Here is a 21,229-nt window from a genome sequence, read left to right as displayed (position 1 = left end):
TCCGGACGCTTCGCTTATAAGTGCTTCCATAAAGCCCCGTTCGTTTCGGCCTGTGAGCATCGCAGTTAGTGCGAGTTCATGTGGTTCGGGCGAGCGGGTTTTTTATTGGCTGTTTTAAAGCCTTATAGAAAAAGTCTGAACGCAAACAAGGATTCTCCATGGGTCAGTCAAACAGGCTGCTTGCTGCGCTTTTCATCGGTTTGCTTGCAGGGCCCGGCCTGGCAATGGCAGCGGGCAAGTGTGAACGTCTGATTGTGACCGGCAGTCCGGATGCGCCGCCTTACCTGTGGCGTGACCCCCAGGACCCCAGACATCTGATGGGCGCCAGTGCTGATCTGTTCAAGCAGGCGGCGCAAGAGCTCGGGATCAAGGTCGAGGTGCTATATGCCGGGAAACGCAGTCAGGCGCTTGAAGAAGTACGTAGCGGTCGGATGGACATGTTGGTGGACGCGCCACTGAGTCAGGCCGAACTGGAGGCGCTGGACTACATCCATCCGCCGTTGATCCAGAATGAAATCATGGTCTGGACGCGCCACGATCAAGCACTCTCGCTGGATACATTGGCTGATCTTCAGGGGCACACGGGTGCAGCATCTGAACGAATCCGGCTGACCCAGGCGTTCGAGGCGGCCGTAAAGGCGCAGCTGACCCTTGAGCGTCTGCCCAATCTGACTGAAGCTTTTCAGAAGTTGATGCTGGGACAGGTGGACTACGTTCTCGCCAGTCGCTATCCAGGTTTGGCAATGGTACAGACCCTGGGCCTGACCAAGGATCTGGTGACACGACCACAACCGGTTGACCAGCCCGGTCTGTATCTCGCACTGTCGTTCAACTCAGCCTGCAACGATCCCTGGCTTCGCGGACAACTGGCGAAAAAGATGACAGAATCGGCCGCCTCTGGCCTGTCGGGCGAAGCAATCAAACGCAATCTGGAAATCTGGAAGGCTCAATTACTGCAACCGGCCAGCGCCCCAAACAAGTAGGAATGTTTTTTTGTGATTTCTTTCGTGACCTGTCTAGCGACTTCATTTGTAAAAAGACGCCCCTTATTGGCCGCCATGGCACTCGTTACCCTGGGTGGCTGTGCCAATGATCCGGCACCCATCGAGCAGATGAAACTGACAGAAAAAGCCGTTGCACAGGCCAAGGCCGTCGGCGCTGTCGACGATGAGCCAGAGATGCACATGGCGGAATCGAAACTCGCTCAGGCCCGATCCGACATGACCAACGAGTCGTATAAGGCTGCACGCATGCAGGCCGAACAGGCTGAGCTGGACGCGCGTCTGGCGGAGGCTCGGGTTCTGACTGAAAAAAGCCAGGCGCAAGTAACCCAACTGAATACTCGCCTCAATCGTCTGCGCAAGCAGTTGGGGGAGGGCCAGTGAACCTTATTCCGCGTGTATTGAGCGTTTGCCTGCTGCTGGGTTCTGCCGGACTTTACGGTTGCGCAGGTCATCAGGGTGGCGAACAGGCCTTGCAACAGGCCAATGCTGATTTCCAGAAGGTCAAAGAAGACAGCGATGTGCTGCGCAGCGCCCCGAAAGACGTAGTCCGGGCGGGTGAATTGCTGGGCAAGGCGGAGCGCTTGTCGAGTTATCTGGGCAGCGGCAGTGACGTGGCTCACTACGCTTACCTCAGTAGCCGGTACAGTGAAATCGCCCGTGAACATGCCAATTTGCTGCTCAACACCGAGCGCCTGGAAAAGCAGGAGATGGAGCGTCAACGTCTGCAACTGGCGCTTCGTGAAGCCAAGCTGGCCAGCGCCCAGCAACACGGCCAGTGGCTGGAAGACCAGATTGTCAGCCTGGCTACCACGCAGACTGAGCGTGGCCTGGTGATGACATTGGGGGACGTTTTGTTCGATACCGGTCATGCCGAACTCAAAAGTTCGGCTAACCGGACCGTGCTCAAGGTCGTGCAATTTCTGCAGCTCAACCCCAAGCGCGTCGTACGTATTGAAGGCTACACCGACAACGTCGGCGACAAGCAGGAAAACCTGCGCTTGTCTCAGGAGCGTGCGCAGTCGGTGGCTGACGTGCTGACGGATTTGGGTATCGATGAAAAACGCATCCATGTTCAGGGCTACGGTGATGAATATCCCGTTGAAGCCAACGCCTCGGAGCGTGGGCGTGCAAAAAATCGTCGGGTCGAGATCGTTTTTTCTGATTCGAAGGGGCAGCTCGGCCCCAATCGCTGAGAAAGTTTGAAAAAAGTCGACGCCTGTTTTCAGGTGTCGATTTTTTTTGGCTTAAAAAGCCTACGGCTTGGCGCTTTTGCCTGATAAATTTTTTAATCAGCGGGTTCAGGGACTAGCCGTTCGGGAAACTGTCCCAGTACACTTCACAACTGTTCTGGTGACAAATCGACTATTTTCCTACAAAAGCAAGTCGCCAGCGGTACCGAGGCTGCGTCATGACCAACCTTCTGCTCTACCAGAAAATCGCTCAGCAACTGGCTGAAGACATTCGTCGTGGCGTTTATCAGCCGGGCGAGCGTGTGCCATCGGTGCGCAAAATGAGCTCGCAACTGAATGTGAGTCATGCGACCGTCTTGCAGGCCTATGCGAATCTGGAGGATCAGGGGCTGATTCGCGCCCGGCCGCAGTCTGGCTACTACGTGCACCAAACCCCGGCGCTAACGGCGCCCACGCCCGATATCGCCCGTGTTGAGAGGCCGGGCCTGGTAACGCGCAGCAGCATCATTCAGCAGGTTTTGACGGAGTCGCGCAGGGAAGGGGTCTTCCCTCTGGGCGCTGCGGTGCCTCACGTCGACTATTTGCCTGTGCGGGCCCTGCATCAGCAGATAGCAAAAGTGACTCGTTTTCAAAGTCCGCGAGCGTTCAGTTACATGTTCAGCCCGGGTTTTGAACCGTTGCGTCGTCAGGTTGCCATTCGTATGCGTGATGCAGGCGTCGTGGTGGATCCGGCTGACGTGGTGATTACCCACGGCTGTGTGGATGCATTGCAGATGGCTTTGAGGGTGGTGACGCGGCCAGGGGATTTGATTGCGGCAGAATCGCCAAGTTATTACGGGCTCCTGCAACTGGCTGATCTTCTGGGGCTCAAGGTTATTGAGATACCCAGTGATCCTCAAACGGGCATCAGTCTGGAAGCGCTGCAGCTGGCCGCCAATCAGTGGTCGATCAAGGCATTGGTGCTGACTTCGCGCCTGAGTAATCCGCTGGGCAGCACCATGCCCGAAGAGCGGCAGAAGCACTTGCTGCGGCTTGCCTCGGATTTCGATATCCAGGTCGTTGAAGATGATGTTTATGGCGAGTTGATGTTTGAGCAGGGACGAACCAAGGCGCTGAAGGCCTTTGATCGTCTGGGGCGCGTTATCTATTGTTCCAGCTTCTCTAAAACTTTATCACCCGGCGTACGTATCGGCTGGATGATTGCGGGCAAATACCAGGCTGAGATTCAGCGTCTGCAAATATTCAGCACTCACTCTGCGTGCAGTGTCACCCAGATGGGGGTTGCTGCTTATCTGGAAAATGGCGGCTATGACCGCCATCTGCGCTTTATTCGCGTCGAGTATCGGAAAAATCTCAGCGCCTTTCAGCTCGCTGTGCAGCAGTATTTTCCCGAAGGCACCCAGATGAGTCGACCGCTGGGCGGTTTTATCCTGTGGGTCAGCTTGCCAGGGCGAGTCAACACCCAGGAATTGCACATCCGGGCGCTGGAGCAGGGCATCAGCATCGCGCCGGGCCTGATCTTCAGCAATACAGAACAGTTCAACCACTGCATCCGGCTAAACTGTGGCATCCCATGGAATCGTGAAGCGGAGCGCGCACTCATGACGCTCGGAATGTTGGCCAAACAGTTATGCCAGGAAACGGTTGAGCTCTACTGAGGTCAGCTATGTAGGCCCTGCAGAAATAGCGAGTCGCTCTGTAGGTTGAATCTCGGTCTTGTTATTGGACGTGCAACAGGCCAGCATATTGCTTTCGGCCTTTGCCATTTCTGCCCTATGAATGTTTTCCGTTGTGTTGCATTGTCGGTTGTCGTCCTTCTGAGCGCCTGTGATGCTCAGGACAGCGCTGCACCCAAGCCCAAGGTGTCGGCCGAGGCTCAGGCTCCCGCGAAGACCACTGTCAGCCCTCCTGTGGCCGAGTCTGCCAAGCCAGCCCCGGAACCCGCAAAAACACAGGTGCACGACCTGGCACCGAATGTGTCGGTGGTTCCGGTGAAGACCAACGTTGATGCGGCTCCCGTCAGCAAGCAGAACAAGGCTGAAGCAGCCAAAGCGCCTGTTAAGACGGCGAAGGAAAAAAAGCGCGAGGCAGTGACCCGCAAGTCGGTGGCAGAAAGTAAAAAAGCGCTCAAAGACACCAGCCTTAACAATGCCAAGCTTGATTTGAGCCTGCCTCCTGAGCTGGCCGAAGAGCTGAAGCCTGCCGGAACGACCCAAGTGAAGCCCCGCAAGCCGATATTGCCGCAGATGTTCGGTGATAAGCGTGCGTCCGGTAATGACCCGTTCGAGCTCAACGGGCGCATCCTGAGCAATGAAATGGATTTGCAGATGCGTAACGACAGTCGTCGGGACGTGGAAGGTGCAGCGCTGGATTTCAAATTCAGACAATAGCGCCGGGCATTTCAAACACGCGTTTCAGCGGTTACTATCCTTACTCGAATTTTATCTGTCAGGGTTGCTGGTCATGGACTGCCGCTCAGGTTGTGGTGCTTGCTGCATCGCGCCTTCTATCACATCCCCCATTCCCGGCATGCCGGACGGCAAACCAGCGGGCGAACGCTGCCTGCACCTGTCGCTCGACATGCTCTGCGCGATCTTTGGCCAGCCTGAGCGGCCTGCGGTGTGTAGCCAGTTCAAGGCGGCGCAGGATGTGTGCGGCGTCGATCAGGCTGATGCGATCCGTCTGATCACCTGGTGGGAGGAAGCCACTGCAGTTGCCTGATCTGTGCCGTACGGCAGAATTGATTCGCTTGAACTTCAACAATAAGGAATACAACAATGAGTTCGTTGCATCGAATGGCTGTTCTCTGTGGGGTGACTGTTCTCTTGGCTACTGGTGCTCAGGCTGATGACTGGACGGTTGCAAAGGATGAGGCCGGGATCAAGGTTTCCCTGAGCGAGGTGCCGGGTTCTCAGTACAAGGCCTACCGTGGTGAAACGGTTATCAACGCAAGTGTCGCGAAGTTGCGCAGCCTTCAGGAAGATGTCGCGGGCGCCTGTGCCTGGATTCATGAGTGCAAATCGCAGAAAGTGCTCAAGCACGAAGGCAACCAGGCCTGGACTTACACGCAGATAAACACGCCATGGCCGGTGACGCCTCGTGATTCTGTGTTGCTGGTGACGACGGAAGAGGGGGCTGACGGCAGTCTGGTCCGCAAGCTTGAGGAAGTGCCCAAGTACATTCCCGAAGAAAAAGGTTTTGTGCGGGTGTCGCAAGTCGACGGCTTCTGGAAGTTCGTGCCACAAGGGCCGAACAAGACGCAGGTAACTTACCAGGTACACACCGAGCCGGGCGGCAGCGTGCCTTCATGGCTGGCCAACAAGTTCGTGGTGGAAGCGCCGTTCAATACGTTGAAGGCGCTGAGGGAAAGGGCTGAGAAGTAGTTTTCAGTTGTCACGCATCCTGTCAGTCAGAGATTTGAACCTGTAGGAGCTGCCGAAGGCTGCGATGCATTTATCCTGACACGCCGCCTTCGCAGCCTCGCGGTGCTCGTGCGCTCTCATCAAAAATGAAATAACCAACTGAAATCAGATGTTTTTTTAGGAGTGAGCTTGCTCGCGATAGCGGTCGAACTGTTGAGAAGTCATCATCTGGCCTGACGCTATCGCGAGCAAGCTCACTCCTACAGGTCCAATGTTTGTTTTGCGAGCCATATTCTTCAGGCACAAAAAAGGGCTGCCAATGGCAGCCCTTTTTAGTTGTCGCATGAAGCTTACTTGCGATCTTCCAGTGGCACGATATCGCGGGACACGTAGCCGGTGTACAGCTGGCGTGGACGGCCAATCTTGTACGGGCTGGAAAGCATTTCCTTCCAGTGGGAGATCCAGCCGACAGTCCGCGCCAGAGCGAAGATTACGGTGAACATGCTGGTCGGGATGCCGATTGCCTTGAGGATGATGCCCGAATAGAAGTCGACGTTCGGGTACAACGAGCGCTCGATGAAGTAAGGATCGGTCAGGGCGATCTCTTCCAGGCGCATGGCCAGCTCAAGTTGTGGGTCATTGGTGATGCCCAGCTCCTTGAGGACTTCGTCGCAGGTCTGCTTCATCACGGTAGCGCGCGGGTCGCGGTTCTTGTAAACCCGGTGACCGAAGCCCATGAGCTTGAACGGATCGTTCTTGTCCTTGGCCTTGGCGATGAACTTGTCGATGTTCGATACGTCACCAATTTCATCGAGCATGGACAACACGGCTTCGTTCGCGCCGCCGTGCGCCGGGCCCCAGAGCGCGGCAATACCGGCTGCGATGCAGGCGAACGGGTTGGCACCCGAAGAGCCCGCCATACGTACAGTGGACGTCGAGGCGTTCTGTTCGTGATCGGCGTGCAGGATGAAAATCTTGTCCATGGCCTTGGCCAGCACCGGGCTGATCGGTTTGATCTCGCACGGCGTGTTGAACATCATGTGCAGGAAGTTCTCTGCGTAGCTCAGGTCGTTGCGCGGATACATCATGGGTTGGCCCATGGAGTACTTGTAAACCATCGCCGCCAGAGTCGGCATCTTGGCAACCAGACGGATGGCCGAAATTTCACGATGCTGCGGATTATTGATGTCCAGAGAGTCGTGATAGAACGCGGAGAGTGCACCCACCACGCCACACATCACCGCCATCGGGTGAGCGTCGCGGCGGAAGCCGTTGAAGAAAGTCTTGAGCTGCTCGTGAACCATGGTGTGGTTTTTCACGACAACAACGAACTGGGCTTTCTGTTCGGCGGTTGGCAGTTCGCCGTTCAGCAGTAGATAGCAGGTTTCCAGGTAGTCCGACTGCTCGGCCAACTGTTCGATCGGATAGCCGCGGTGCAGCAGGATCCCGTTGTCACCATCAATGTAGGTGATCTTCGACTCGCAAGAGGCGGTCGACATGAAGCCTGGGTCGAATGTGAAGCGGCCGGTGGCGGTAAGACCGCGTACGTCGATCACGTCGGGGCCTACGGTGCCGGTGAGAATGGGCAGCTCGACGGGGGCTGCGCCCTCGATGATCAACTGCGCTTTATTATCAGCCATGTGGCCTCCTGTTTATGCTTCAAATCATCAGACGGCCCCCCACGCAGGGCCCGCACCACTATAGTTAGATAAAATCTAAAGTCAATTTGCCTAAAGTCGTGTTCCAGAAGGCTTTCAGGCTTGATTTGCCCTGCGACATTCTGTCACTTACGCTTTTTATCCGGCCAGCGCAATCACCGATTTGAGGGGCCTCTCTGCGTTGTCATTAGTAACCTAACTGTCTATACTCGGCGTCCGACCGCCAGGGGCTTTAGGGCCTGTATACCGGAGGTCGTCACTCCCTGGGTGGTGGGTACCTGACCAGTGCACTTCCCAATAATTTGCCCTGATAGTTAGGGGCTCTTCAAGTGTGAAATAAAGCCGTGAAAAGCCAACGACCTGTAAACCTAGACCTAAGGACCATCAAACTCCCAGTCACTGCTTACACGTCCATTCTTCACCGTGTCTCCGGAGTCATTCTCTTTGTCGGCCTCGTCATCATGCTCTATGCATTGGACAAGTCGCTGAGTTCCGAAGAAGGGTTCGGTGAAGTTAAAGCGTATCTGACCAGTCCGCTGGCCAAGCTTGTGATCTGGGCTCTGCTGTCCGCCCTGCTTTATCACCTGGTAGCGGGCATCCGCCACCTGATCATGGACGCGGGCATTGGCGAGACGCTGGAAGGCGGCAAGCTGGGCTCCAAAATCGTTATCGCCGTATCCGTGGTGGTAATCGTTCTGGCGGGAGTATGGATATGGTAACCAACGTCACTAACCTGTCGCGTTCGGGCCTCTATGACTGGATGGCGCAGCGCGTATCTGCGGTCGTGCTCGCGGCTTATTTCATTTTCCTGATCGGATACATCGTCGCCCACCCGGGTCTCGACTACTCCCACTGGCATGCACTGTTCTCAAACAACTGGATGCGCATCTTCAGTCTGCTGGCTCTGGTTGCCCTGGGCGCTCACGCCTGGGTCGGCATGTGGACCATCGCGACTGACTACCTGACGCCGATGGCGCTGGGCAAGTCGGCGACGACTGTGCGTTTCCTTTTCCAGGCGTTCTGCGGCGTTGCGATGTTCGCGTACTTCGTCTGGGGTGTGCAGATTCTTTGGGGTATCTGAGTCATGGCTAACATAAATACACTTTCATTCGACGCCATCATTATTGGTGGCGGCGGTGCAGGCATGCGCGCTGCCTTGCAGCTGGCTCAGGGCGGCCACAAGACCGCCGTAGTCACCAAGGTTTTCCCGACGCGCTCCCACACCGTTTCCGCTCAAGGCGGCATTACTTGCGCCATTGCTTCTGCCGATCCGAACGATGACTGGCGCTGGCACATGTACGACACCGTCAAGGGCTCCGACTATATCGGTGACCAGGACGCTATCGAATACATGTGTTCCGTAGGTCCGGAAGCCGTTTTCGAGCTCGAGCACATGGGTCTGCCGTTCTCCCGTACCGAACAGGGTCGCATCTATCAGCGTCCGTTCGGTGGCCAGTCGAAAGACTTCGGCAAGGGTGGTCAGGCTGCACGTACCTGTGCTGCTGCCGACCGAACCGGTCACGCACTGCTGCACACCCTGTATCAGGCCAACCTGAAGGCAGGCACTGTATTCCTCAACGAATACTACGCAGTCGATCTGGTCAAGAACCAGGATGGCGCTTTCGTCGGCATCATCGCCATCTGCATCGAAACTGGTGAAACCTCCTACATTCGCTCCAACGCGACTGTACTGGCTACAGGTGGTGCCGGTCGCATCTACTCCTCCACCACCAACGCTCTGATCAATACCGGTGACGGTGTGGGCATGGCGCTGCGTGCCGGTGTGCCGGTTCAGGACATCGAGATGTGGCAGTTCCACCCGACCGGTATTGCCGGTGCAGGTGTACTGGTAACAGAGGGTTGCCGTGGTGAAGGTGGATACCTGATCAACAAGCACGGCGAGCGTTTCATGGAGCGTTATGCGCCCAACGCCAAGGACCTTGCGGGTCGTGACGTTGTTGCCCGTTCCATGGTCAAGGAAATCATTGCCGGTAACGGCTGTGGTCCTGATGGCGATCACGTCATGCTCAAACTTGATCACCTGGGTGAAGAAGTGCTGCACAGCCGTCTGCCAGGGATCATGGAATTGTCCAAGACCTTCGCGCACGTCGATCCAGCCGTTGCTCCGATCCCGGTTGTTCCAACCTGCCACTACATGATGGGCGGCGTTGCCACCAACATTCATGGTCAGGCGATCACTCAGGACGCTGCCGGCGTCGATCAGATCATTCCAGGTCTGTTCGCTGTGGGTGAAGTGGCTTGCGTATCGGTCCACGGTGCCAACCGTCTGGGTGGCAACTCGTTGCTCGACCTGGTGGTGTTCGGTCGTGCTGCCGGTCTGCACCTTGAGCAGGCTCTTAACGAAGGCGTTGATTACCGTCGCGCTTCGGAAACTGACATCGATGCCGCTCTGGCGCGTCTCAGTGGCCTGAACAACCGTACAGAAGGCGAAGACGTCGCTTCCCTGCGTAAAGAGCTGCAGAGCTGCATGCAGAACTACTTCGGTGTATTCCGTACCGGCGAATACATGCAGAAAGGTATTGCTCAGCTGGCGGGTCTGCGTGAGCGCATCGCCAACGTCAAGATCAACGATAAGAGCCAGGCGTTCAACACGGCTCGTATCGAAGCGCTTGAATTGCAAAACCTGCTGGAAGTCGCTGAAGCTACCGCGATTGCCGCAGAACATCGTAAAGAGTCCCGCGGCGCTCACGCCCGTGAAGACTTTGAAGATCGCGACGACGAAAACTGGCTGTGCCACACCCTGTACTTCCCGGGTGATAAGCGCGTGACCAAACGTGCCGTGAACTTCTCGCCAAAAACTGTTCCGACTTTTGAACCTAAGATTCGGACTTATTAAGGGTGACCGATATGTTGCAAGTCAGTGTTTATCGCTACAACCCTGATCAGGACGCCGCGCCGTTCATGCAGGAGTTTCAGGTCAATACAGACGGCAAGGACATCATGGTCCTGGACGTGCTTGCCCTGATCAAGGAACAGGATGAAGGTTTCTCCTACCGTCGTTCGTGCCGCGAAGGTGTTTGCGGCTCCGACGGTATGAATATCAATGGCAAGAACGGCCTGGCGTGCATCACGCCGCTGTCGGCCGTGGTCAAGGGCAACAAGCTGGTGGTGCGTCCACTGCCTGGTTTGCCTGTGATACGTGACCTGGTTGTTGATATGAGCATCTTCTACAAGCAGTACGAGAAGGTTAAGCCATATCTGTTGAACGATACTCCGGCTCCGGCCATCGAACGACTTCAGACTCCTGAAGAGCGTGAGAAGCTGGATGGTCTGTACGAGTGCATTCTGTGCGCTTGCTGCTCGACTTCCTGCCCGTCCTTCTGGTGGAACCCGGACAAGTTCCTCGGTCCAGCTGCACTGCTGCAAGCCTATCGTTTCCTGGCTGACAGCCGTGACAACAAGACCGCCGAGCGTCTGGCTTCGCTGGATGACCCGTTCAGCGTATTCCGCTGCCGCGGGATCATGAACTGCGTCAACGTTTGTCCGAAGGGCCTTAACCCAACCAAGGCTATCGGTCACGTGCGCAACATGCTTCTGCAAAACGGCGTCTGATTTGACTGTTACATCGTAATGCCGTAATACCCGTAACCGCTGCGGCGCAGGCTTCAACCGGCGCCGTAGTTTTAACCTGAGCAGCAGCGAGTAATGCTGCGGCTCTTATTTTGAAGAAATAAGACCAGCAGGGGCATCCGGGCTGGTACCCGGACTATCTGCGTGATCCTAAGTGGCTTGATACAGTCGCTGCACATGACTATCTCAGGTTTGCTGTGGTGTCTTCGCCGGTGGTGTCCCCTTACCGAGGGTGACCAAGCATGCAAGAAAGCGTGATGCAGCGCATGTGGAACAGTGCCCACCTTTCCGGTGGTAACGCTGCCTATGTGGAAGAGCTCTATGAGCTCTACCTGCACGACCCTAACGCTGTGCCAGAGGAATGGCGCACCTACTTTCAGAAGTTGCCCGCTGACGGCAACTCTGCCACCGATGTATCGCACTCGACGATTCGCGATCATTTCGTGTTGCTGGCGAAAAACCAGCGCCGCGCCCAACCGGTATCTGCCGGAAGCGTGAGCAGCGAGCATGAAAAGAAGCAGGTCGAAGTATTGCGGCTCATCCAGGCTTACCGTATGCGCGGCCATCAGGCAGCCCAGCTCGACCCGCTGGGGCTGTGGCAACGTACGGCGCCAGCTGACCTGTCGATCAATCACTACGGGTTGACCAACGCTGACCTGGATACCACTTTCCGTGCCGGTGACTTGTTCATTGGCAAAGAGGAAGCGAGCCTACGCGAAATCCAGGACGCCCTACATAAGACATATTGCCGCACCATTGGCGCCGAATTCACTCATATCGTGGATTCCGAGCAGCGCAACTGGTTCATGCAGCGTCTTGAAAGTGTTCGTGGCCGTCCTGCGTTCTCTGCCGAAATCCAGAGCCATTTGCTCGAGCGCGTTACCGCGGCAGAGGGTCTTGAGAAATATCTGGGCACCAAATACCCAGGCACCAAGCGCTTCGGTCTGGAAGGTGGTGAAAGCCTGATTCCGATGCTGGACGAACTGATCCAGCGTTCCGGTTCGTACGGTACCAAGGAAATCGTTATCGGCATGGCCCACCGGGGCCGTCTGAACGTGCTGGTCAACACCTTCGGCAAGAACCCGCGCGAGCTGTTCGACGAGTTTGAAGGCAAGAAAAAAGTCGAGCTGGGTTCCGGTGACGTTAAATATCACCAGGGCTTCTCCTCGAACGTGATGACCACTGGCGGCGAAGTTCACCTCGCCATGGCGTTCAACCCGTCTCACCTGGAGATCGTTTCTCCGGTGGTCGAAGGTTCGGTTCGCGCTCGTCAGGATCGTCGTAACGATCCAAACGGGGACAAGGTTCTGCCAATTTCCCTCCACGGTGATGCTGCTTTCGCAGGGCAAGGCGTGGTAATGGAAACCTTCCAGATGTCGCAGACTCGCGGCTTCAAGACGGGCGGTACGATCCACATCGTCATCAACAACCAGGTAGGTTTCACCATCAGCAACCCGCTGGACTCGCGCTCTACCGAGTACGCCACCGACGTTGCCAAGATGATTCAGGCACCGATTCTCCATGTAAATGGCGATGACCCTGAAGCCGTTGTATTCGTGACCCAGCTTGCCATCGACTACCGCATGCAGTTCAAGCGTGACGTGGTTATCGATCTGGTCTGCTACCGTCGTCGCGGCCACAACGAAGCGGATGAACCAAGTGGCACCCAGCCTCTGATGTACCAGCAGATCACCAAGCAGCGCACCACGCGTGAGCTGTATGCCGAAAGCCTGATTAAGGCCGGCGTTCTGGACGAGGCTCGTGTACAGGCCAAGATCGACGACTACCGCAACGCGCTGGACAACGGTCTGCATGTTGTAAAAAGTCTGGTCAAAGAGCCAAACAAAGAGCTGTTCGTGGACTGGCGTCCGTATCTGGGCCACGCCTGGACTGCGCGTCACGACACCCGTTTTGACCTCAAGACCCTGCAGGAACTGTCGGCCAAGCTGATGGAGCTGCCAGAAGGTTTCGTGGTTCAGCGTCAAGTGCAGAAGATCTACGAAGACCGTCAGAAGATGCAAGCCGGTGGCCTGCCGATCAACTGGGGTTACGCCGAAACCATGGCGTACGCGACTCTGGCGTTCGAAGGTCACCCGATTCGCATGACGGGTCAGGACATCGGCCGCGGTACGTTCTCGCACCGTCACGCTGTGCTGCACAACCAGAAAGATGCCGGTACCTACATTCCGCTGCAGAATCTGTATGCCGGTCAGCCACGTTTCGATCTGTATGACTCCTTCCTTTCGGAAGAAGCCGTATTGGCCTTCGAATACGGCTACTCGACGACTCAGCCAGATGCGCTGGTTATCTGGGAAGCCCAGTTCGGCGACTTCGCCAACGGTGCGCAAGTGGTCATCGACCAGTTCATCACCAGCGGTGAGCACAAGTGGGGCCGTCTGTGCGGTCTGACCATGCTGTTGCCTCACGGTTATGAAGGGCAGGGGCCGGAGCACTCGTCGGCACGTCTTGAGCGTTATCTGCAAGGTTGTGCCGAACACAACATTCAGGTGTGTGTACCGACTACGCCAGCGCAGATCTACCACTTGCTGCGTCGTCAGGTCATCCGTCCGCTGCGCAAGCCGCTGATCGTGCTGACACCGAAGTCGTTGCTGCGTCACAAGCTGGCCGTTTCTACCCTGGAAGATCTCGCCGAAGGTTCGTTCCAGACTGTCATCCCGGAAATCGATACCCTCGATGCCGCCAAGGTGACGCGTCTGGTGCTGTGCGGCGGCAAGGTTTACTACGACCTGCTGGAAAAACGCCGTGCCGAAGGCCGTGAAGATATCGCCATTGTGCGTATCGAGCAGCTGTACCCGTTCCCGGAAGACGACCTGATGGAGGCGATTGCGCCTTACACCAATCTGCAGAATGTAGTGTGGTGCCAGGAAGAGCCGATGAACCAGGGTGCCTGGTACAGCAGCCAGCATCACCTGCGTCGCAGCGTTGGCAATCACAACCGCAACCTCGTCCTCGAGTATGCGGGTCGTGACGCCTCTGCAGCGCCTGCATGTGGTTACGCTTCGATGCACGCCGAGCAGCAGGAAAAACTGCTGCAAGATGCCTTCACTGTTTAACGCCTTCGCGCATTAGAAACCGAATTAAGGAATTACAGATAATGGCTATCGAGATCAAAGCCCCCTCTTTCCCGGAATCAGTTGCCGACGGCACCATTTCCAAGTGGCACAAACAACCGGGCGAGGCGGTAAAACGTGACGAGCTGCTGGTCGACATCGAGACTGACAAGGTTGTCCTCGAAGTACTGGCTGAGGCTGACGGCGTACTGGCATCGATCGTGAAAGGCGAGGGCGAAATCGTCCTCTCCAACGAACTGATCGCAACGCTGGATGGTGGTGCTACCGCTTCTGCCGCTCCGGCTGCCGCAGCCGCACCTGCTGCTGCCCCGGCTCAAGCGGCTGCTCCGGCGACCGCTCCAGCTGCTGCTCCAGCCGCTGCCGGCGACGAAGATTCGGTTGCTGCCCCTGCTGCTCGCAAACTGGCTGAAGAAAACGGCATCAACCTGGCCAGCGTCAAAGGCACTGGTAAAGATGGCCGCGTCACCAAGGAAGACGTGGTGGCTGCTGTCGAAGCGAAGAAATCCGCGCCTGCTGCTGCACCGGCCGCCAAGCCAGCCGCTGCCGCTGCTCCAGTCGTCGCTGCTGGCGACCGCACCGAGAAGCGCGTACCGATGACTCGTGTACGTGCCACCGTTGCAAAGCGTCTGGTTGAAGCTCAATCGAACATGGCGATGCTGACCACGTTCAACGAAGTCGACATGACCGAAGTCATGGCGCTGCGTTCGAAGTACAAGGACCTGTTCGAGAAGTCCAACAACGGCGTACGTCTGGGCTTCATGTCGTTCTTCGTCAAGGCTACTACCGAAGCGCTGAAACGCTTCCCGGCAGTCAACGCATCGATCGACGGTTCCGACATCGTTTATCACGGCTATGCCGACGTCGGTGTTGCTGTGTCCAGCGACCGTGGTCTGGTAGTTCCGGTTCTGCGTAACGCAGAGCAGATGAGCCTGGCTGAAATCGAAGGCGGCATCGCTACCTTCGGCAAGAAAGCCCGTGACGGCAAACTGTCCATCGACGAAATGACTGGCGGTACCTTCACCATCACCAACGGTGGTACTTTCGGTTCGATGATGTCGACACCAATCGTTAACCCGCCGCAAGCGGCCATCCTGGGCATGCACAACATTATCCAGCGCCCGATGGCGGTCAATGGTCAGGTTGTGATCCGCCCGATGATGTACCTGGCTCTGTCCTACGATCACCGTTTGATCGATGGTAAAGAAGCCGTGACGTTCCTGGTGACCATCAAGAACCTGCTGGAAGACCCGGCTCGTCTGCTGCTGGATATCTGATGAGGCAGCCCCGAGCTGCAAGCCGCAAGCTGCAAGAGAAAAGCAGCGTGGGCTGGAGCTCGGGTTTTGCAAATTACATCTAATGAACAGGTTGCAACGCACGTCTGTAATACATCACAGGCCAGCTTGCAGCTTGTAGCTTAAAGCTCGCAGCTAAAGAGGAACTCTTTGTTATGTCCCAGAAATTCGACGTGGTAGTGATTGGCGCAGGCCCTGGCGGTTATGTTGCCGCCATCAAGGCTGCGCAACTTGGTCTCAAGACTGCCTGCATCGAGAAGTATCAGGACAAGGAGGGCAAGCTGGCCCTCGGCGGTACTTGCCTGAACGTGGGCTGCATTCCGTCCAAGGCGCTGCTGGACAGCTCCTGGAAATTTTATGAAGCCAAAAATGGCTTCTCGATCCATGGTATCTCGACTTCTGAAGTCAGCATGGACGTACCAGCCATGGTCGGTCGCAAAGCCAACATCGTCAAAGGCCTGACCGGCGGCGTTGCCAGCCTGTTCAAAGCCAATGGCGTGACCACTCTGCAAGGCCACGGCAAACTGCTGGCCGGCAAGAAAGTCGAGCTGACGGCTGCTGATGGCACTGTTGAAATCATCGAAGCTGACCATGTAATCCTGGCTTCCGGTTCGCGTCCGATTGACATTCCACCGGCTCCGGTCGATCAGAAAGTCATCGTTGATTCGACTGGCGCTCTGGAATTCCAGCAGGTTCCACAACGTCTGGGCGTGATCGGCGCTGGCGTGATCGGCCTGGAACTGGGTTCGGTATGGGCTCGTCTGGGTGCTCAGGTTACTGTTCTGGAAGCGCTGGATAAATTCATTCCTGCTGCTGACGAAGCCGTTTCCAAAGAAGCCCTGAAAACCTTCACCAAGCAAGGTCTGGACATCAAGCTCGGTGCGCGCGTGACCGGTTCCAAGGTCAACGGCGAAGAAGTTGTGGTCAGCTACACCGACGCCGCCGGCGAGCAGTCGATCACCTTCGACCGCCTGATCGTAGCCGTTGGTCGTCGTCCTGTGACAACTGATCTGCTGGCCTCCGACAGCGGTGTGGACCTGGATGAGCGCGGTTTCATCTACGTTGATGACTACTGCACCACCAGCGTTCCTGGCGTTTACGCCATCGGCGACGTGGTTCGTGGTCTGATGCTGGCCCACAAGGCTTCTGAAGAAGGCATCATGGTTGTCGAGCGCATCAAGGGCCACAAGGCTCAGATGAACTACAATCTGATTCCTTCGGTAATCTACACCCACCCGGAAATCGCGTGGGTTGGTAAGACCGAGCAGACCTTGAAGACTGAAGGCGTTGAAGTTAGCGTCGGCACTTTCCCGTTCGCAGCCAGCGGCCGTGCCATGGCAGCCAACGACACGGGCGGCTTCGTCAAGATCATTGCCGATGCCAAGACTGACCGTGTTCTGGGTGTTCACGTTATTGGTCCTAGCGCTGCCGAGCTGGTACAGCAGGGCGCGATCGCGATGGAATTCGGCAGCAGTGCCGAAGATATCGGCATGATGGTCTTCTCCCATCCGACGCTTTCCGAAGCATTGCATGAAGCTGCTCTGGCCGTGAATGGCGGTGCCATCCACATCCAGAACCGCAAAAAGCGTTAAGACAACAAGAGAAACCACGACGGACTGCCCGTCGTGAGCCTTGCGAGCAAGACTCACCGCGGAATGTCCGCCGGACTCGACCTCCGGACTCTTCCTGAAGGGATTGCCCGGGGTATCGGTCACAGGTGGTGCGGCACGCCAGACGTGCAGCACCGAATGCGCAGTACCTAACGAAGACGGTAATAAGCATGAATCTTCACGAGTATCAGGGTAAGCAGCTGTTCGCTGAGTACGGTCTGCCAGTATCCAAAGGCTACGCAGTAGACACCCCGGAAGCAGCAGCAGAAGCTTGCGATAAAATTGGCGGGACTGAATGGGTCGTCAAAGCCCAGGTTCACGCTGGTGGTCGCGGTAAAGCGGGCGGCGTAAAGCTGGTTCGCAGCAAAGAAGACGCTGCAGCGTTCGCCCAGCAATGGTTGGGCAAGCGTCTGGTAACTTACCAGACTGACGCTAACGGTCAGCCAGTGACCAAGATCCTGGTTGAGTCCTGCACCGACATCGCTAAAGAGCTGTATCTGGGCGCTGTAGTGGATCGTTCCAGCCGTCGTATCGTGTTCATGGCTTCCACCGAAGGTGGCGTGGACATCGAGAAGATCGCTCACGACACTCCTGAGAAAATCCTCAAGGCCACGATCGATCCACTGGTTGGCGCTCAGCCATTCCAGGGTCGCGATCTGGCATTCCAGCTGGGTCTGGAAGGCAAGCAGGTTTCCCAGTTCGCCAAGATCTTCACCGGTCTGGCCAAGCTGTTCCAGGACCACGACCTGGCCCTGCTGGAAGTGAACCCGCTGGTTATCAAGGCTGACGGCGATCTGCACTGCCTCGACGCCAAGATCAACATCGACGCCAACGCCATGTACCGTCAGCCCAAGCTGAAGGCTTTCCACGATCCGTCGCAAGACGATCCGCGCGAAGCTCACGCCGCCAAGTTCGAACTGAACTACGTCGCGCTGGAAGGTAACATTGGCTGCATGGTCAACGGTGCTGGCCTGGCCATGGGTACCATGGACATCGTCAACCTGCATGGCGGCAAGCCAGCCAACTTCCTCGACGTAGGCGGTGGTGCAACCAAGGAACGCGTTACCGAAGCGTTCAAGATCATTCTGTCCGACACCAACGTCGCTGCAGTTCTGGTCAACATCTTCGGCGGCATCGTTCGTTGCGACATGATTGCCGAAGGCATCATCGGTGCAGTGAAAGAAGTCGGCGTTAAAATCCCGGTTGTTGTTCGCCTTGAAGGTAACAACGCTGAACTGGGCGCTAAAGTACTGGCAGAAAGCGGTTTGAACATCATCGCGGCTACCAGCCTGACCGACGCTGCTCAACAAGTTGTCAAAGCTGCGGAGGGCAAGTAATGAGCGTCCTGATCAATAAAGACACCAAAGTAATCTGCCAGGGCTTCACCGGTTCGCAGGGTACTTTCCACTCCGAACAAGCCATTGCCTACGGCACCAAAATGGTTGGCGGCGTGACTCCAGGCAAAGGTGGCACCACTCACCTGAACCTGCCAGTGTTCAACACTGTGCAAGAAGCAGTCGATAAAACCGGCGCAACCGCTTCGGTCATCTACGTTCCAGCACCGTTCTGCAAGGACTCCATCCTTGAAGCAGCGTTCGGCGGCATCAAGCTGATCGTCTGCATCACCGAAGGCATACCGACCATCGACATGCTGGAAGCCAAGGTTAAGTGTGACGAGCTGGGTGTGGTCCTGATCGGTCCTAACTGCCCAGGCGTTATCACTCCGGGCGAGTGCAAGATCGGCATCATGCCAGGTCACATTCACTTGCCAGGCAAAGTAGGCATTGTGTCGCGTTCCGGCACCCTGACTTACGAAGCTGTGAAGCAGACAACTGACGCCGGTTTCGGTCAGTCGACTTGCGTTGGTATCGGTGGTGACCCGATCCCGGGCTCCAACTTCATCGACATCCTGAAATTGTTCCAGGAAGACCCGAAGACCGAAGCGATCGTGATGATCGGTGAGATCGGCGGTTCGGCTGAAGAAGAAGCGGCTGCCTACATCAAGGCACACGTGACCAAGCCGGTTGTTTCCTACATCGCTGGTGTGACTGCTCCTCCGGGCAAGCGCATGGGCCATGCTGGCGCAATCATCTCTGGCGGCAAAGGCACTGCAGACGAGAAATTCGCTGCGCTGCAAGACGCAGGCGTGAAAACCGTGCGTTCGCTGGCAGACATCGGCAAGGCTTTGGCTGAGCTGACGGGTTGGGAAGTCAAAAAATAAGCGGATGCTTATTTGATTGACCGACTTCACAAAGGCCACCTTCGGGTGGCCTTTGTGTTTTTTACTTACTTGCTGTTTTTCTTTGTATTGGTTGTGCAGTGTCGTTATTTTTACTTGAGCGTATATTTGAGTTGCAGGCTTCGCTACAGGGGTATTGAAGCAGTTGCAATATTAACTTGAGTGAGAGATTTTAATGTCAGTCAAAAATCAAGTTTTACAAGATGCAAGGATGGCACGTATTGATCGGCGATTCGTAAATGGCCACACGGGGGCATCAATAAAAGTTCTTTCGATTCCCTGCACTATTCCTGGTTTTCGATTTAACGTTGCGGGCGTGCGTGAAGTCATAGATTGCCAGGTTTCTTCGAATGGGATTGATATCGGTGAAGCTGACTCTGTGTAACCTGCGTTTAGCTGAGTGCATTTGCTCATGAAGATTTTTTTAATGTATGAGTGAATGTTATTCCAAGGCTGCGATACCTGCCTCGACATGGTTGCTAATGCTGAGGCAGATTCATGGATGAGTTGTGGAGTGAGTATGCCAAGTCGTTTTCTTGCCGAGGGTTTAGCGCCATCTGACGTTTTGAGATTAGTCAGGGCTACTGACATGACAGACGTCGTGCGCTCACTGATATCGGGATGTCGAGACAGAGATGAATCGTTAAGCTCCAGCCAACTTGTGGCCACATTGATGGCGTCAGTCAACTGTCAAGCGGGCAGTGTCGTGCTCTATGCGAATCCATATGGCAATATCGAATTTCGGTTTCCAGCCTTGAGCAAACCTGCAGGCTCGCTTTACGCTGTGCCTGGCAGTACGATTTTGTTCTCCGTGGCAGGGTATTCGTACAGCGTTACCCGTCACGTTATCAATGACATCGGATTAAGCGTGGGAAAGCTCCTTGTCGTCGATGGGCATAGACCCCGACTATTTGACGGAGATAATGAGTTGTACTCCGCTGAGGCGCAGAATATACCGCCCAAATGCATACTGGCGATTAACATTCCTGACGCTTCCAAGGATATAAACGTCTATTGTGCCCGGACGTTAAGCAGGCACTCATGGTTACCAGCAGACCCGGGAGTGCAGCGTTTTCTTGTTGGATTGGAGGCTATGATCGCCGTTGACGATCCGAAGACCGGCCGCGTCGCAGTTGAGTTGATGTCTCACCCACATCCTGAAGTCAAATGGGCGGCATTTAAAGTTTTGTTGGATCGCGATCCATCTGTCGCTACTCGATTTGTGCCTTTGTTGAAGAGTTTGAATTGCCCTGTAATCAATGCGACGCTTGAGCGCGGTGGGGAGATTGGTAGATGAATTTGCCGGAGTTCATTAACTATATTGATCTATGCAATGCCGAGACAGACAGTGCCTCTATTGTCGCAGCGCTTGAAGCATTGGCCGAAGATCGCGAGCTGCTGAGTGATCATCTTTTGAAATGGATTCAAGAGGGGCCTCGCTCACAGAGCGATACTCTCTACAACTCCTATGCATTCACGTTGTATGAGTGCGACCGGTTCATCGTCCGTTTGCTTATTTGGCTGCCCGCTGATTCGCAAGAGGAAGCAGATACCTTTATTTATGGGCTTATTCATAGCCATGATTTCGAGTTATTCGTCACAGGCTACGGTGGGGATGGCTATCGCTCCGTCATGCGCTCAATCTCTGGCGTGGGCTCGTCAGTGGCAGGTATAGCTCCTGAATTTGGCGAAATATCATCAGTCCGGGTCAGCCGTGGTACGAGCTATCACATGCGGGCCTTTCGCGATGTTCATCATCAATTGCCGCCTGATCAGCTGTCAGCTTCGTTGAGCCTCATCATGTTGCAGCCTGCCGAGGCTTTATCTGAAGAAGCGTGGTGTTACGACGAAAATTACAGGCCGCAATACTCCGGGATCGGGGCAGAGGAGCGAGAGTTATATGACGCTGGATTAAGTCGGCTTGAGCAACTGGTTGCACCTGAGTAATACCCGTGCGAGGGAGCGGCGGCCTGCTAATTTATGCAAACGTCGCATGGGTCTGTAACGCCCCAGGGGTTGCTCGCAAACAGTGCGTTCATCGCCCTTCTTGCCCTTTACAAGTGCAATAAGTGCGCAAATTCGGTAGGCTAGCCGCCATTTTGTGCATCGCGGGTCTCACAAGGAGCCGTTGCACAGCGGCTCGCCCTAAAAGGACCGGCATGAATTTCCCCCACTCAACGGGAAATCGCCC

Annotated in this window: 19 protein-coding genes; 18 read left to right on the top strand and 1 reads right to left on the bottom strand. The window is 55.8% G+C overall.

Going from position 1 to position 21,229, the window contains the following annotated elements:
• Positions 1-158: 158 nt before the first annotated feature.
• From CKW31_RS16265 to CKW31_RS16235, 7 genes are all read left to right on the top strand, one after another.
• Complete coding sequence (locus CKW31_RS16265; RefSeq protein WP_095096993.1) at positions 159-983, top strand: ABC transporter substrate-binding protein; 825 nt, start codon at positions 159-161, stop codon at positions 981-983.
• A 75-nt stretch (positions 984-1,058) separates the two neighbouring features.
• Positions 1,059-1,385 carry a DUF4398 domain-containing protein gene (locus CKW31_RS16260; RefSeq protein ID WP_095097559.1) on the top strand — a complete coding sequence of 109 codons (327 nt, stop codon included), beginning with the start codon at positions 1,059-1,061 and terminating at the stop codon, positions 1,383-1,385.
• Positions 1,382-2,197, top strand: a complete 816-nt coding sequence (locus CKW31_RS16255; RefSeq protein ID WP_095096990.1) for an OmpA family protein — start codon at positions 1,382-1,384, stop codon at positions 2,195-2,197. Before CKW31_RS16260 ends, CKW31_RS16255 begins: the two co-directional genes overlap by 4 nt.
• A gap of 215 nt (positions 2,198-2,412) precedes the next feature.
• Positions 2,413-3,852, top strand: a complete 1,440-nt coding sequence (locus CKW31_RS16250) for a PLP-dependent aminotransferase family protein (protein ID WP_095096987.1) — start codon at positions 2,413-2,415, stop codon at positions 3,850-3,852.
• Positions 3,853-3,969: 117 nt separating this feature from the next.
• A complete protein-coding gene (locus tag CKW31_RS16245; RefSeq protein ID WP_095096984.1) occupies positions 3,970-4,584 on the top strand; it encodes a translation initiation factor 2 in 615 nt (204 codons plus the stop codon).
• Between the two features lie 73 nt (positions 4,585-4,657).
• On the top strand, positions 4,658-4,915 hold the full coding sequence (locus CKW31_RS16240) for a YkgJ family cysteine cluster protein (RefSeq protein ID WP_095096981.1): 258 nt from the start codon (positions 4,658-4,660) through the stop codon (positions 4,913-4,915).
• 56 nt (positions 4,916-4,971) lie between these two features.
• Positions 4,972-5,577 (top strand): START domain-containing protein, encoded by a 606-nt coding sequence (locus tag CKW31_RS16235; protein WP_095096978.1) that lies wholly within the window; start codon positions 4,972-4,974, stop codon positions 5,575-5,577.
• Positions 5,578-5,906: 329 nt separating this feature from the next.
• Here the strand turns inward: CKW31_RS16235 and gltA are convergent, their stop codons facing one another.
• Positions 5,907-7,196, bottom strand: coding sequence for a citrate synthase (gltA, locus tag CKW31_RS16230; RefSeq protein ID WP_027900891.1), 1,290 nt, complete (start codon positions 7,194-7,196; stop codon positions 5,907-5,909).
• Between the two features lie 362 nt (positions 7,197-7,558).
• Between gltA and sdhC the strand changes: the two genes are divergently transcribed.
• The 11 genes from sdhC to CKW31_RS16175 all read left to right on the top strand — a co-directional run bounded on the left by sdhC (position 7,559) and on the right by CKW31_RS16175 (position 20,985).
• A complete protein-coding gene (gene sdhC / locus CKW31_RS16225; protein ID WP_080238188.1) occupies positions 7,559-7,933 on the top strand; it encodes a succinate dehydrogenase, cytochrome b556 subunit in 375 nt (124 codons plus the stop codon).
• Complete coding sequence (gene sdhD / locus CKW31_RS16220) at positions 7,927-8,295, top strand: succinate dehydrogenase, hydrophobic membrane anchor protein (protein WP_095096975.1); 369 nt, start codon at positions 7,927-7,929, stop codon at positions 8,293-8,295. Before sdhC ends, sdhD begins: the two co-directional genes overlap by 7 nt.
• Positions 8,296-8,298: 3 nt before the next feature.
• Positions 8,299-10,071, top strand: a complete 1,773-nt coding sequence (gene sdhA / locus CKW31_RS16215) for a succinate dehydrogenase flavoprotein subunit (protein WP_095096971.1) — start codon at positions 8,299-8,301, stop codon at positions 10,069-10,071.
• A gap of 11 nt (positions 10,072-10,082) precedes the next feature.
• Complete coding sequence (locus CKW31_RS16210) at positions 10,083-10,787, top strand: succinate dehydrogenase iron-sulfur subunit (RefSeq protein WP_032629172.1); 705 nt, start codon at positions 10,083-10,085, stop codon at positions 10,785-10,787.
• A gap of 260 nt (positions 10,788-11,047) precedes the next feature.
• The gene (locus CKW31_RS16205) at positions 11,048-13,879 is read left to right on the top strand and encodes a 2-oxoglutarate dehydrogenase E1 component (RefSeq protein WP_095096968.1); all 2,832 of its coding nucleotides are present in this window, start codon (positions 11,048-11,050) and stop codon (positions 13,877-13,879) included.
• Positions 13,880-13,920: 41 nt separating this feature from the next.
• Positions 13,921-15,171: a 2-oxoglutarate dehydrogenase complex dihydrolipoyllysine-residue succinyltransferase gene (odhB, locus tag CKW31_RS16200; RefSeq protein ID WP_095096965.1), complete on the top strand. Its 1,251-nt coding sequence runs from the start codon at positions 13,921-13,923 to the stop codon at positions 15,169-15,171.
• 173 nt (positions 15,172-15,344) lie between these two features.
• Positions 15,345-16,781, top strand: coding sequence for a dihydrolipoyl dehydrogenase (gene lpdA, locus CKW31_RS16195; protein ID WP_095096962.1), 1,437 nt, complete (start codon positions 15,345-15,347; stop codon positions 16,779-16,781).
• Positions 16,782-16,969: 188 nt separating this feature from the next.
• Positions 16,970-18,136: an ADP-forming succinate--CoA ligase subunit beta gene (gene sucC / locus CKW31_RS16190; RefSeq protein WP_032629164.1), complete on the top strand. Its 1,167-nt coding sequence runs from the start codon at positions 16,970-16,972 to the stop codon at positions 18,134-18,136.
• Positions 18,136-19,020 carry a succinate--CoA ligase subunit alpha gene (gene sucD, locus CKW31_RS16185; RefSeq protein WP_027900900.1) on the top strand — a complete coding sequence of 295 codons (885 nt, stop codon included), beginning with the start codon at positions 18,136-18,138 and terminating at the stop codon, positions 19,018-19,020. The genes sucC and sucD overlap by 1 nt, the downstream gene beginning before the upstream one ends.
• Positions 19,021-19,477: 457 nt before the next feature.
• Entirely contained in the window at positions 19,478-20,335 is an 858-nt protein-coding gene (locus CKW31_RS16180; RefSeq protein WP_141230160.1) for a hypothetical protein, read from the top strand.
• A complete protein-coding gene (locus CKW31_RS16175; RefSeq protein WP_095096955.1) occupies positions 20,332-20,985 on the top strand; it encodes a transposase in 654 nt (217 codons plus the stop codon). The genes CKW31_RS16180 and CKW31_RS16175 overlap by 4 nt, the downstream gene beginning before the upstream one ends.
• Positions 20,986-21,229: the final 244 nt, after the last annotated feature.

Source organism: Pseudomonas sp. Irchel 3A5 (assembly GCF_900187575.1).
GTDB lineage: Bacteria > Pseudomonadota > Gammaproteobacteria > Pseudomonadales > Pseudomonadaceae > Aquipseudomonas > Aquipseudomonas folii.
This window is presented reverse-complemented; position numbering and strand designations above follow the sequence as displayed.

What these genes read in the sequence shown, in the direction of transcription:
- CKW31_RS16265 (WP_095096993.1), top strand. Translation starts at nt 159, where the DNA reads ATGGGTCAGTCAAACAGGCTGCTTGCTGCGCTTTTCATCGGTTTGCTT.
- CKW31_RS16260 (WP_095097559.1), top strand. Translation starts at nt 1,059, where the DNA reads ATGGCACTCGTTACCCTGGGTGGCTGTGCCAATGATCCGGCACCCATC.
- CKW31_RS16250 (WP_095096987.1), top strand. Translation starts at nt 2,413, where the DNA reads ATGACCAACCTTCTGCTCTACCAGAAAATCGCTCAGCAACTGGCTGAA.
- CKW31_RS16245 (WP_095096984.1), top strand. Translation starts at nt 3,970, where the DNA reads ATGAATGTTTTCCGTTGTGTTGCATTGTCGGTTGTCGTCCTTCTGAGC.
- CKW31_RS16240 (WP_095096981.1), top strand. Translation starts at nt 4,658, where the DNA reads ATGGACTGCCGCTCAGGTTGTGGTGCTTGCTGCATCGCGCCTTCTATC.
- CKW31_RS16235 (WP_095096978.1), top strand. Translation starts at nt 4,972, where the DNA reads ATGAGTTCGTTGCATCGAATGGCTGTTCTCTGTGGGGTGACTGTTCTC.
- gltA (WP_027900891.1), bottom strand. Translation starts at nt 7,196, where the DNA reads ATGGCTGATAATAAAGCGCAGTTGATCATCGAGGGCGCAGCCCCCGTC.
- sdhD (WP_095096975.1), top strand. Translation starts at nt 7,927, where the DNA reads ATGGTAACCAACGTCACTAACCTGTCGCGTTCGGGCCTCTATGACTGG.
- sdhA (WP_095096971.1), top strand. Translation starts at nt 8,299, where the DNA reads ATGGCTAACATAAATACACTTTCATTCGACGCCATCATTATTGGTGGC.
- CKW31_RS16210 (WP_032629172.1), top strand. Translation starts at nt 10,083, where the DNA reads ATGTTGCAAGTCAGTGTTTATCGCTACAACCCTGATCAGGACGCCGCG.
- CKW31_RS16205 (WP_095096968.1), top strand. Translation starts at nt 11,048, where the DNA reads ATGCAAGAAAGCGTGATGCAGCGCATGTGGAACAGTGCCCACCTTTCC.
- odhB (WP_095096965.1), top strand. Translation starts at nt 13,921, where the DNA reads ATGGCTATCGAGATCAAAGCCCCCTCTTTCCCGGAATCAGTTGCCGAC.
- lpdA (WP_095096962.1), top strand. Translation starts at nt 15,345, where the DNA reads ATGTCCCAGAAATTCGACGTGGTAGTGATTGGCGCAGGCCCTGGCGGT.
- sucC (WP_032629164.1), top strand. Translation starts at nt 16,970, where the DNA reads ATGAATCTTCACGAGTATCAGGGTAAGCAGCTGTTCGCTGAGTACGGT.
- sucD (WP_027900900.1), top strand. Translation starts at nt 18,136, where the DNA reads ATGAGCGTCCTGATCAATAAAGACACCAAAGTAATCTGCCAGGGCTTC.
- CKW31_RS16180 (WP_141230160.1), top strand. Translation starts at nt 19,478, where the DNA reads ATGTTATTCCAAGGCTGCGATACCTGCCTCGACATGGTTGCTAATGCT.
- CKW31_RS16175 (WP_095096955.1), top strand. Translation starts at nt 20,332, where the DNA reads ATGAATTTGCCGGAGTTCATTAACTATATTGATCTATGCAATGCCGAG.